Origin of the sequence: Flavisolibacter nicotianae (genome assembly GCF_003628535.1) — a bacterium.
Lineage (GTDB): Bacteria > Bacteroidota > Bacteroidia > Chitinophagales > Chitinophagaceae > Flavisolibacter > Flavisolibacter nicotianae.
On the sequence record NZ_RBCI01000001.1, the window covers coordinates 623943 to 636170 of the forward strand.

At 51.9% G+C, this 12228-nt stretch carries 8 protein-coding genes; 4 read left to right on the top strand and 4 right to left on the bottom strand.

Features of this window, described 5'->3' with window-relative positions:
- Positions 1-67: 67 nt before the first annotated feature.
- Positions 68-1522 (top strand): PQQ-dependent sugar dehydrogenase, encoded by a 1455-nt coding sequence (locus tag D6024_RS02670; protein ID WP_121352710.1) that lies wholly within the window; start codon positions 68-70, stop codon positions 1520-1522.
- An 87-nt stretch (positions 1523-1609) separates the two neighbouring features.
- Here the strand turns inward: D6024_RS02670 and purD are convergent, their stop codons facing one another.
- The gene (purD, locus tag D6024_RS02675; protein ID WP_121352712.1) at positions 1610-2896 is read right to left on the bottom strand and encodes a phosphoribosylamine--glycine ligase; all 1287 of its coding nucleotides are present in this window, start codon (positions 2894-2896) and stop codon (positions 1610-1612) included.
- A 126-nt stretch (positions 2897-3022) separates the two neighbouring features.
- Here purD and D6024_RS02680 point away from each other — a divergent pair, with 126 nt between their 5' ends.
- Together D6024_RS02680 and D6024_RS02685 are read left to right on the top strand one after the other, a co-directional pair.
- Positions 3023-4822, top strand: a complete 1800-nt coding sequence (locus tag D6024_RS02680; protein ID WP_121352713.1) for a peptide MFS transporter — start codon at positions 3023-3025, stop codon at positions 4820-4822.
- 184 nt (positions 4823-5006) lie between these two features.
- Positions 5007-7097 (top strand): OPT family oligopeptide transporter, encoded by a 2091-nt coding sequence (locus D6024_RS02685; RefSeq protein ID WP_121352716.1) that lies wholly within the window; start codon positions 5007-5009, stop codon positions 7095-7097.
- 438 nt (positions 7098-7535) lie between these two features.
- Here D6024_RS02685 and D6024_RS02690 read toward each other — a convergent pair whose 3' ends face one another.
- Positions 7536-8735: a DUF1501 domain-containing protein gene (locus D6024_RS02690; protein WP_121352718.1), complete on the bottom strand. Its 1200-nt coding sequence runs from the start codon at positions 8733-8735 to the stop codon at positions 7536-7538.
- A gap of 90 nt (positions 8736-8825) precedes the next feature.
- Positions 8826-10250 (bottom strand): DUF1800 domain-containing protein, encoded by a 1425-nt coding sequence (locus D6024_RS02695; RefSeq protein WP_240409916.1) that lies wholly within the window; start codon positions 10248-10250, stop codon positions 8826-8828.
- Between the two features lie 142 nt (positions 10251-10392).
- Here D6024_RS02695 and D6024_RS02700 point away from each other — a divergent pair, with 142 nt between their 5' ends.
- A complete protein-coding gene (locus D6024_RS02700) occupies positions 10393-11514 on the top strand; it encodes an alkane 1-monooxygenase (RefSeq protein ID WP_121352721.1) in 1122 nt (373 codons plus the stop codon).
- A gap of 24 nt (positions 11515-11538) precedes the next feature.
- On the opposite strand, the gene D6024_RS02705 is transcribed toward D6024_RS02700, so the two are convergent.
- Complete coding sequence (locus tag D6024_RS02705; RefSeq protein WP_162944491.1) at positions 11539-12183, bottom strand: hypothetical protein; 645 nt, start codon at positions 12181-12183, stop codon at positions 11539-11541.
- Positions 12184-12228 lie beyond the last annotated feature (45 nt).

Sequence of the window (12228 nt, forward strand, 5' to 3'; positions counted from 1 at the left end):
TAACCAGCCCCATTGAAAACGCCATGCTATCCGGCCGCTTTTATTTCCTCACCTTAAAATTGAACGTATGCAGTTCAAACAAAAAACAAAGCAAGGACATGTCCTGATTCGCAGCCTGCTGCTGGTACTGTTTTGCTGGCTGGCAGTCGAAGGCTGCAAAAAAACAGATGCCGGCACCGCAACCGGCGATGCAACGGCAACATCAAAGAACGGCACCAATCCTTCGCGGGACCTGGACCTGCAACTAATGGCCGACAATTTTGTGTCGCCCATCACCCTCGCAGAGCCACCCGATGGTTCGCACCGACTGTTTGTGGTGGACCAGATCGGTAAAATCTGGATCATTGATGCCAATGGGCAAAAGCTGGCCCAGCCCTTCCTCGAATTCCCGGCCGGCAAAATGGTGCCCTTACGGGCAGGGTACGACGAAAGAGGATTGCTTGGCCTGGCATTCCACCCCGACTACAAGAGCAACGGGAAGTTTTATCTTTTTTACACCGCGCCGCCACCCCCTGGCGGGCCCACGACCAACGCAGGCAACACGAATTTGCCGATGACATGGGACAACACCACGACCATTTCCGAGTTTACCGTTTCCGCAGCCAATCCCAACCTGGCCAACCTGGGTTCGGAAAGGAAAATTCTGCAGGAGCCGCACCCGCAGGCCAACCACAACGGCGGGACGATCGCTTTTGGTCCGGATGGCTATCTCTATATTTCCATCGGCGACGGTGGCAACAAAAATGACCTTGGCCCCGGGCATGTGGAAGACTGGTACGCGGCCAATGCAGGTGGCAATGGACAGGACATCGAACAAAACCTGATGGGCAACATTTTGCGGATCGATGTGAATGCATCCGGCGGAGGGAAAAATTACGCTATTCCCCAGAGCAATCCGTTTGTGGGCAAACCGGGCCTGGATGAAATCTGGGCATACGGTTTCCGCAACCCCTATCGTTTTTCGTTCGACATGAGCGGTTCGCAAAGCCTGCTGGTGGGTGATGCCGGTCAAAGTTTATACGAAGAGATCAGCGAAGTGACCAAAGGCGGCAACTACGGCTGGAACGTGAAAGAAGGAACGGCCTGTTTCAATGCGGCCAACGAGTTAACCGAACTTTCGAGTTGCCCGGACAGGGATGTGTATGGCAACCAATTGATCGACCCGGTGATCCAGGCGCCCAACGCGGCGAACCCGGAAGGCGGGCATTTCGTGGTGATCGTGGCGGGCTATGTTTACCGCGGCCATTCCATTCCGGGCATGGAAGGCAAATATATCTTCGGCAATTTTTCATCAAACTTCACTCCAAGGGGTGAGGTCTATGCCAGCAACCCGGCCGGGCACGGGTTGTGGAGCTACGACAAGCTGACGTTCAAAAGCTTTGGCGCCGACAACATCGGGAATTTTATCAAAGGCTTTGGCCAGGACTCAGGCGGCGAGGTTTACGTACTGGGTTCACAACGACTGGGCCCGGCCGGCACCACCGGCAAGGTGTACAAAATTGTAGCCGAGAAAAAACAATAAGCGGTAATTGGGTGAAGAGAAAAGGCAGGACAAATCCTGCCTTTTCTATTGCATTCCGTTCATCTGAAATGCGCTGAAACAAAACCGTCACGGTTTTTCCTGCACAAATTCATAACCGATATCGGTGCGGTAATACATTTTTTCGAAGTCGATTTGTTGCAGTTGTGCCTTGCTTTTGGCAAGCGCTTCCTGCAGGCTTTCGGCCAGTGCGGTGGCGCAAAGCACCCGTCCGCCACTGGTGACGATTTTGCCGTCGGCCGCCTTGGTGCCCGCATGAAACACAATGCCATCCGCCGTAGAAGCCTCCAGTCCTTTTATTTCAAATCCCTTCTGAAAATCTTCGGGATAACCGCCGCTGACAGCGACGATCGTTGTGGCAAAGCGGGGATCTTTTTCGATGGACAAGTTTGTTAACGCACCTTTCGCGGTGGCTTCCAGGAGTTCCACCAAATCGTTCTTGATTCGCGGGATGACCACTTCGGTTTCGGGATCGCCCATGCGGCAGTTGTATTCGATCACGTAGGGTTCATCACCCACTTTGATCAAACCAAAAAACACAAAGCCTTTGTAATCGAGGTTGTCGATTTCCAATCCCCGGATGGTCGGTTCCACAACTTTCGAGATCACCTTTTGCATAAAAGCGTCATCGGCAAACGGCACCGGGCTCACGGCGCCCATGCCGCCGGTGTTCAATCCTGTATCGCCTTCGCCAATGCGCTTGTAATCCTTGGCTTCGGGCAGCAGCAAATAATTCCGTCCGTCGGTGAGCACAAAAACCGATAGCTCGATGCCCGATAAAAATTCTTCCACCACTACCCGCTGGCTCGCTTCACCAAACTTTGCCTGCCGGATCATCGCTTCAAATTCAGCAAGGGCTTCTTCGCGGCTTTGGCTGATGATCACACCTTTCCCGGCCGCCAGTCCATCGGCTTTTAAAACAATGGGCAGCGCATGCTGTTGCAGGTAAGCCACGCCATCCGCAAAATTTTCTTTCGTGAATTCCTGGTACGCAGCCGTGGGAATGTTGTGCCGCTGCATAAAGGCTTTTGCGTAGGCTTTGCTTCCTTCGAGTTGGGCTGCTTCTTTGGAAGGACCGATAAGAAGAAGTTCGGGATCGAGTTCTGTCTTCAGGTAATCCACCAGGCCTTTTACCAGCGGTTCTTCCGGGCCTATAATGACCATGTCGATTTCGTTGTCGAGGCAGCACTGGCGGATGGCCTCGAAATCGGTGACTACAAAGGGCATGTTAATTCCGCACTGTGCCGTGCCGGTGTTGCCGGGTGCAATGAACAGTTTGGAGCAATGCTTGCTCTGCGAGAGTTTCCAGGCAAGTGCATGTTCCCTGCCACCGGAGCCAAGTAAGAGAATAGTCATAAGCCTTGATTAACGCGGTGCGAATATCGGAACAAAAGTGAAAGCGGTTTTTGGAAAGGTAAATTCACGTATTTTGAGCCATTCATAGTTTCCCGAGTCTACCGATTCATTTACTAAATTAAACACATGGAAAAAAAGGATGTTTTAGGCAGTACACCCACTAAAGCCAGGCACCCGCGGGCCCTGTATGTTCTCTTTCTGACCGAAATGTGGGAGCGCTTTGCTTACTACCTGATGGTGGGCATTCTGCTTCTGTACCTGATTGATGACAAAACCGGCGGCAAAGGTCTTTCGCAGGATCTCGGCGCCGATATCGTGGGCAGCTTTATTGCCCTGGTTTACCTTACGCCGTTCATTGGCGGCCTGCTTGCCGACCGTCACCTCGGCTACATCAAGTCCATCTTCCTGGGTGGCAGCCTGATGGCGCTGGGTTATTTTGGTCTTTCCATTCCCGGCAACACGGCCTTATTTGTTTCACTGGGGATGATCATTGTCGGCAACGGTTTTTTCAAACCCAACATTTCCACGCTTCTCGGCAACATTTACAACCGTGAAGAATTGCGGCCACTGAAGGACAACGCCTACAACATCTTTTACATGGGCATCAACGTCGGTGCATTCATCTGCAATTTCGTGGCGGCCTACCTGCGCAACAAATACGGCTGGGGCTATGCGTTTGCAGCCGCCGGCGTGGGCCTGATCATCGGCCTGATCGTCCTCGCCATGAACCTGAGCAAGGTTCGCGAAGGCGATGTAAAAAAGGCGGTGCAGCGGGAAGACATGCCCACCAGCAAAATCTTTGGCGTGGTGTTTCTACCGGCCATCATTGCCGCTATCATCGGCTGGTTTTTGCCCACCCTTCTTTTTCACAAACCCCTCATGGGATCGCAGGCGAGTGACGCCTTCATCTTTGCCTGTCTGCCGGTGATCGCGTTTTATGTTTCCCTGTATGTACGGGCAAAAGGACAGGACAAAAAAGGGATCGGTGCCCTGCTTTTCATCTTTGCCATTTCTGTTGTCTTTTGGACAATTTACAACCTGAACTCCACGGCGTATACGCTGTGGGCCGAAAAATATACGGACAGAACCCTGTCGCCAACCACGCAAAAAATTACCGGCTCCATCGGCGCCCTGCAAACCGTCAGCGACAAGCCCCGCTGGGTGAACAAGGTGGATGCGCAACTGGTGGAGGTAAAGGATGGGAGTCCCATTGTTCGTTTGGATTCTATGATGGAAGTCAAACAGGCTGGCGAGAAGCAGGAAACCGTGAAAACAATCTTCGGCATTACCGCCAACGGCAACCGCATCGATACCGCCAGCAAGGTGGTGCAGGTGCAGGGTCCTGATCCTTATTTCAACAACGTACCGCCGGATCAGCGGCCCGGAGGCAATGAGGTGAAACTGATGAACACGGAGCTGTTCCAGTCCATCAACCCGCTGTTCATTGTGGCCCTGACGCTCATCTTCGTACCGTTCTTCAGCTACCTGCGTACGAAAGGCAAAGAACCGTCTACGGCTTCCAAGTTCGGCATGGCCCTGTTTATCTGCGGGCTCTCGGCGCTGGTGATGGTGTTTGCCGTGATGTCCGTGCCTTCTGTGTATACGCACAAAACATCGCCGATCTGGCTGTGGATGACTTACGGTGTGTTTACCGTCAGTGAAATTTTTTTAAGCCCGATTGGTCTTTCACTGGTTTCCAAACTGGCACCGGCACGGCTAACCGCCCTGCTGATGGGTGGCTGGTTTTTGTCGACCTCCATCGGCGGAAAGATCGCCGGTATCATGACCAGTTACTGGGATGATTTCTCCGACAAAAAAATCTTCTTCCTCATCCTGGTGGTCGCGGCGTTTATCGGCGGTATCCTGATCTACTCCCGGCTGAAATCGCTCAACGAAATCGTGCGGGAGAAAACCGGATCGGCATAGACCAGCAAGTAGTGAATGGCCAGTGGCGAGTAGCCATCAAGGTTCAACATTCATTCCAACAAAAAAACCTCCAGCAAACGCCGGAGGTTTTTTGTTAGGAAAACAGCCTGCATAAAACGGCTACTCGCTACTCGCAGCTTACCACTTGCTTTCTTCTTACATTTAGCCCAACCAAATCCATTTTATGGCCGAAACAACAGAGACGTTCAAACCATTTATTCCTGCAGAGAAAAAGGTTGCTGAATTCACCCTCAAGTCCATCGTCACAGGTTCCATCTTTGGGATCATTTTTGGCGCTGCCACCGTGTACCTGGCGCTGAAAGCCGGTTTAACGGTAAGTGCCTCTATTCCTATTGCCGTTTTGGCTATTGCCCTGAGCAAAGCGTTTTTGAAAACAACCATCCTCGAAAACAACATCATCCAAACCACTGGTTCGGCCGGCGAAAGCATTGCGGCCGGCGTGGTGTTTACGCTGCCCGGTTTTTTGTTTCTGAGCGAAGCCAAAAGCGGCGACTACTTCAACTATTTTACCATCCTGGTGCTGGCCATCTTCGGCGGCATCCTCGGTACATTGATGATGATTCCCCTGCGCCGTTCGTTGATTGTAAAAGAACACGGCACCCTTCCCTACCCCGAAGGCACAGCCTGCGCATCGGTGCTGAAAGCCGGTGAAAAGGGCGGCGACATTGCCCGGACGGCCTTCCTCGGACTGGGTGTTGCCGGTGTGTATGCACTGCTGCAAAAAGTCCTGCACGTGATTGCCGAAACGCCGGAATTTGCCACGCGGCAAACACAGCGCTTTTTTCCGTCGGCAAAAATCAGCGGCGAGATCACGCCGGAATACCTGGGTGTGGGTTATATTATCGGTCCCCGCATTGCGGGTGTGCTGGTAGCCGGTGGTGTGCTAAGCTGGTTTGTCTTTATTCCCTTGCTTGCATCGCTGGTGCCGGCCGATGTTATCGCTGCCCAACTGGCCAAGCTGGGTTATTTGAAAAGCGTAGGCACTGCGGGTGGTCCCGGCGGATGGGACCCGGTCACACACAATTTTGCCGACTGGACAACAGCCATCTACCGTGCCTATGTGCGGCAGATCGGGGCCGGTGCGGTGGCGGCCGGCGGCTTCATTACGCTGATCAAAACCATTCCGACAATCATTTCTTCGTTCAGGAGCAGTATTGGCTCCATTAAGAAAAGCGGTATCGAAGGCGCGGATGAAGCAGTGAAACGAACAGACCGGGACCTTTCCATCAAAGTAGTAGGCATTGGCAGTTTGATTCTTGTTCTGTGCGTCGCGTTGATGCCTTCTACGTTAATTCCAGGGCAAAATATCGGGAGCAAGTTGCTGCTTGGTTTATTGGTGATCATCTTTGGTGCCTTCTTCGTAACGGTTTCATCCCGCATTGTGGGTTTGATCGGTTCTTCCAACAACCCGATCAGCGGCATGACCATCGCTACGCTGATGGGAACCTGCCTGGTATTCATTGCCGTAAAATGGACCGGCTATTTTTACGAGCCGATGGCCCTGGTGGTTGGCGGCATGATCTGTATTGCGGCGGCAAACGCAGGTGGAACCTCACAGGATTTAAAAACAGGCTATATCGTCGGCGCCACGCCAAAATACCAGCAGATTGCTCTTTTCATCGGCGCTATTGTGTCGTCGCTGGCCATCGGTGCAACGGTAAAAATATTGGATACGCCAACCGCTGAAATGGCCCGCCAGGGAATCCAGCACGCCATTGGTACCGATGCCTACCCGGCTCCACAGGGCACGCTGATGGCAACGCTCATCAAAGGAATCCTTTCCTTCAACCTCGACTGGCAGTTTGTACTGGTCGGTGTGTTCATTGCCATTACGCTGGAATTATGTGGCATCAAATCGCTTTCCTTCGCGGTTGGTACCTACCTGCCGCTTTCCACCACGCTGCCTATCTTTATCGGTGGCGCCATCCGGGGAATTGCCGAATGGCGGCAAAAGAAAAAAGGGGAAGCGGCTGCGGCACCGGAAGAAGAAGACCTTGGAAAAGGCAACCTGTTTGCAACAGGCCTGGTGGCCGGTGGTGCACTGGCCGGCGTGATCGTGGCCTTTTTATCCGCGTTTGAAAACACCAACGCTGGTTTGCAAAAACTGAGTGCGGAAGATGCGCTATCGGGTGGCCTTGGTGAACAAGGATACAAATGGCTGGGCGTTCTTTTCTTTGGCCTGATGGCCTTTATTCTTTACCGGGTTGCCACCAGTAAGGTCAAGGCAGGCGAACAGATTGACGTAAGCCGGTAGGGGTGGAGGGTTGCCGATGTTGGATATTTAGATACTGGGTTATTGGATATTGGGTTAATGAGATGCAAGCAAATCCTACTCGCCTATTGGTCAAATTCTAAATAGCCTGCGACAGGTCCTGTAATTGAAAAGAAGATTCGTAAGAGTACTTCAAAGAAAAATGCCGTATGAGGTCATACGGCATTTTTCTTTGTCCGTTCATCCGGGGTCTTCGCAGGCAGCCTGTGCCCGGGGCGAGATCCCGGAATTTTCATCATCTTGTTTTATTTCGTAAACAGCCTTTTCACCGCTTGTGAAATTTATTCCTGAAAGCCGGGATCATACGGTCCGCGCTGCCCTGGAAAATGCCTTATCGCCGGATAGGGCATTTTTCTTTCCAACAAAAAGGCCACCTGCAAGAGGCAGCCTTTTCCTTACTGATATTTTTTTCACGGTCTATTAGATAAATGTCAGTTTTTCGTAGTTACGGCCTAGTATCTTTTGGTCATCTGAATGTAACCATTTATTCAATACGGTTGCATAGACATTTTTGAAATCGACGTTGTACTTCAGGTCACCTTCGTCCAAATCGTTCAGATCGGGAAGAGCGTTCAAAATCCCTTTTTCTTTCAGGCCGCCACTCAGCAGGAACATGTTGTTGGCCGTGCCATGATCGGTGCCGCCGCTGGCATTTTGCGAAACCCGCCGGCCAAATTCTGAAAAGGTAAAAAACAGCACGTCGTTGAACCGGCCGGCTGCTTTCAGGTCTTTGACAAAAGACGCGACCGCATCGTTCATTTCCTTGAACAGCCGTTGCTGCTGCGCTTCCTGGTTGATGTGGGTGTCAAAGCTTCCCAGCGAAACATAATAGACTTTGGTGTTGATATCGGAAAAAATCAGCGACGCAATCGTCTTTAAATTTTTGCCCAGTTCCGTGTTGGGATAATCGGCGGTGGAGGGATGCAGCTTCGATTGTTTGAAAATATAATCGGCCGATGAAAGGGTGTTGGCCATGGTCTTGTACAGGTAGTCCACCGGCTGCTCGTCGTGATGACCGGCATGGTTGGCCGCAATGTCTTTGAAAAATTTTTCATTGCTGGTCCCATAAAGACGCCGCGGATCTTTCAGCGCAAGGCCGTTCTCCTTTTCGCCCTTCAATGCCAGGCTCAGAACATCGTCGATCTCCAGGGCCTGTGTCGGCTTGTCGCAACCGTTGCACTGCGCATCGAGGTAACGGCCGATCCAGCCCGACGAAACATACTCATTGCTTTTGCTGGCGGTGTGCCAGATATCCATGCTGCGAAAATGCGAACGGTCCGGGTTGGGATAACCCACGTTATTCAGAATGCCCAGCGAGCCATCGTGGAAGGCATCGGCAAACGCTGTCAGTGCCGGATGCAGTCCCACTTCATCGGTTACCGACACGGCATTGCTACGCTGGATACCCAGCTTTGGACGCGAACGGTAGTAAATATCGTTGCGTACCGGGATAACGGTATTCAGGCCATCGTTACCGCCACTGAGTTGCAGCACCACGACCACCTTGTTGCCGGGGGGCACAAATGGTGCACCGTCGAAGGCCTTTAAAAATTTCGGCACCAGGAAGGAGGCGGTGGCCAGGGAGCCTGCCTGAAGAAATTCTCTTCTTTTGATTAGCATAGGTATTTTTTGAGGCTTCCGGCTTCAGGCTACACGCTACAAGCAAATGAACAAAGGCTTGCAGCTTGCGGCTTGTCGCCTGAAGCTGTTTTAACAGAGTTGGTATTCCGGTGTGCTCATGATCTGCAGCGTGGCGCTTTTCACAAAGGCCTCGCGGCTGCTGCTGTCGGCATATTGCTGGATAAGGTTGCTGCCGAACGCCGGCGTCACCTGCAGCAGGGAACCATTCATCACATCCACCAGTTTTTCTTTCGGTGTGGAATCAAAGTTTTTCACATAGGTGCTCCAGTCAACCACGGCCCTGATCGGCCTCCCGATTTTACCGACGGCTTTTTTGGAACTCACCATCGCATTGCCTTCGTCCATCCGCCCCATCATCTGGTCGTCGTCGCTTTTGGGACGAACGTTGAGTTCATCATTGTCGGAGATCAGTTGCGGCAGGCGCAGGCGGAACATCAGGGTCGATGAATCAATCCATGTTTTCCCGCCGGGCCAGCCAGCCACATTGGGCGGATAAAAAAGCATTTGCCCAAGGAGCCGTTGCACAAGTAATTGTGCATCGGCATTTTCAATTTCCATGGGCAGCATGCGGCGGATACCTGCAATCAGTTCAATGGGGCTCTTGATTTTTGCCCCGATATTTTTTTCCTCGTAAAACCAGTCCGATGTGAAGATGTCTTCCATCAGGCCGCCGATGTTATAATCGTGCTGAAAGAAGCGCTCTGCGAGCCAGTCAACCTTTGCCTGGTCAACGGAATCATTGACAAAAAAACGGTAGATCTTTTGGGTGATAAACCTCGCGGCCTGCTTCTGTTGCAACAGGATATCGAGAATGTTTTCGCCAACAAAATTGCCGGTATGGCCCAACACGGTTTTCGTGCCTGTATCGTGCTGGAATTTGCGGAAGACAAAATCACCCTGCAGGTTGGCACCCCAGCCGGTAAAGGCACGTGCCGCTTCCTTGATATCGTTCTCTGTATAATTGCCACGACCCAGGGTAAACAGTTCCATCACCTCGCGGGCAAAGTTTTCGTTGGGATGCCCCTTGCGGTTTTGCTGCGCATTCAAAAAATTCAGCATGGCCGCGCTTTTGGAGACGCCGTGCAGCAAATCCCGGAAGCTTCCCAATGCATTTTGCCGGATCACATCCAGCAGTTGCTGCTGGTAAAAAACATTCAGGTTGCGGGATGCAAAATGGCCATGCCAGAAGAACGCCATCTTTTCCCGCAACTGCGCATTGGCATTCACCATTTCATCCAGCCACAGGAGGTTCAATCCCTTGACCGCCTGCTTTGTTTGCTGCTGGATGTTGCGGCGCTCTTCCTTGTCGAGCATCTGGCGCACCCCTTCTTCCTGGATTCCCTTGAACAGGCCTTTGAGGTAATCGTCGGTGGCATCGAGAGAGGCAGGCGAATTGGCCGAAGCCTTTTGCAGGGCCTTGTAAAGCTGTGATGGTGCAAGTGTTTGCAACTGCGCCAACTGGCTGGCCGCCGGGCCGAAGCCGGCACGCCACATGAGGTGCTGATTTTTCAATTGGTTCGAGATCATGGCAAAATGAAGTAGGTGTCTGACCGGAAAGATACCGGAACGTTTAACCGGCTTTTAGTAGTAACGCCGGATCCGGCCCATTATTTTTTTTAGCTTTGAAAAAGCCGCCATGCCAGTTCGTGCATTTAAATATTTGTCGCCTTGCCTGTTGTATTTCGGTGCCCTCACCGGCTTCCTGGGACATGGCTTTGGTGTGTGGCTCCCTTTGATTTATGCCTGGGCCATCATTCCCCTGCTGGAGCTTTTCCTTCGTCCCGATGCGTCCAACCTTTCCGAAGCGGAGGAAGAACTGGCGAAGCGCAACCGCTGGTACGACTACCTGCTGTACCTGATCGTGCCGCTGCAATACGCCGCCCTGGCGTTGTTCCTGTACAATATCACGTATACCATGCAGCCATGGGTAGACGTAATGGGAAAGACACTCGTGATGGGATTGCTCTGCGGAACCTTTGGCATCAACGTGGGCCACGAACTGGGCCACCGCAGCAACCGCGGCGAACAACTGCTGGCGAAGCTGCTGTTGCTGACATCCCTGTACATGCATTTTTTTATTGAACACAACAAGGGCCATCACAAACGGGTGGCAACACCGGAAGACCCCAGCAGTGCACGCTACGGGGAGGCACTCTATGCCTTTCATGTTCGTTCCATTGTTTTCAGCTATGTCAGCGCCTGGCGAATTGCGGCCCGGGATGCGCAGAAAAAAGGACACAAGGTTTTTTCGCTGCACAACGAAATGATCCGGTTTCAACTGGTGCAAGTTCTTTTTGTTTCGGTCATTTTTTTCTTTTTCGGCGGACTCACCACCCTCCTGTTTTTCGTGGCGGCAGGCCAGGGTATTTTGCTCTTGGAAACCGTCAACTACATTGAGCATTACGGTTTGCAACGCCAACAGATTGCCGGTGGAAAATACGAAAGAGCGCAGCCGGTACATAGCTGGAACAGCAACCATGTCATCGGCCGCGTGATGCTGTTTGAACTGAGCCGCCACAGCGATCATCACTACCTGGCCAGCCGTAAATACCAGGTGCTGCGCCATCACGACAATTCACCGCAAATGCCCACCGGCTATCCCGGCATGATGATCCTGGCCACCATTCCGCCGCTGTGGTTTCGCGTCATGCACAAACGGTGGCCGCTGGCTTTCGTGAACAAAAACATCCCACCTCACACGGCCTTTCCTTCCGACACAAAAAAGGCTCTCACGCCAGTGAAGCATAAGAGCCTTTAAAAAATACGGGGAAACTACCGCCGTTTATTTTCCAAGCACAAAACGGAACCCGATCGTAAGAGGCGACGCGGTGCTGACATTGGTGGAAAACCCAAATCCGGAACCTTTGCTCGTTGTCGTGCCTCCTAGTGACGACGTTACTGTTTTGTTTTCATTGTAGGACAGGTCAACCAGGTTGTTCAGGCCTGCTTCAAGATGAATTTTCCTGCTAACGGCATAGGCCACACCGGGGTAAAAATTTAGGCCGATGCTACCCATTTTCTGCGTGGACATAAAGTCCGGCATTTTGTTGGTTAGTTCGCTATGGATGTAATACGCAGCTCCTTCACCAAACAAATAAAATTGCTTGCCCAGGCTCTTATACTTTCTGTAAAACAAGCCGGCGCCATAGCTCTTTTGTTCCTGTTTGTAAGAACTGTTATCCGGACCTGATTTTGAATGGGAATATGAAAGGCGCAACCCTGTAACAGTATTCTCTTTTACAGCCAGGCCAATGCTGGGATACAAAGCCAATGATGAATACTTATTTTCCTGGTTGTTGTTTTCCGTTGTATTTCTGCCACCGCTGATGCCGCCGCCCAGCAGCACCGAGCCTTTGGTAATTTGTGCAGAAGACGTCAGCGAGAAAAGACAGAAAGCAATGCAGGTTAAGAGTGCAGTTTTCTTCATGTGCAGATGATTTAGCAAACGAATATGAACAAGGAAATCAACAAG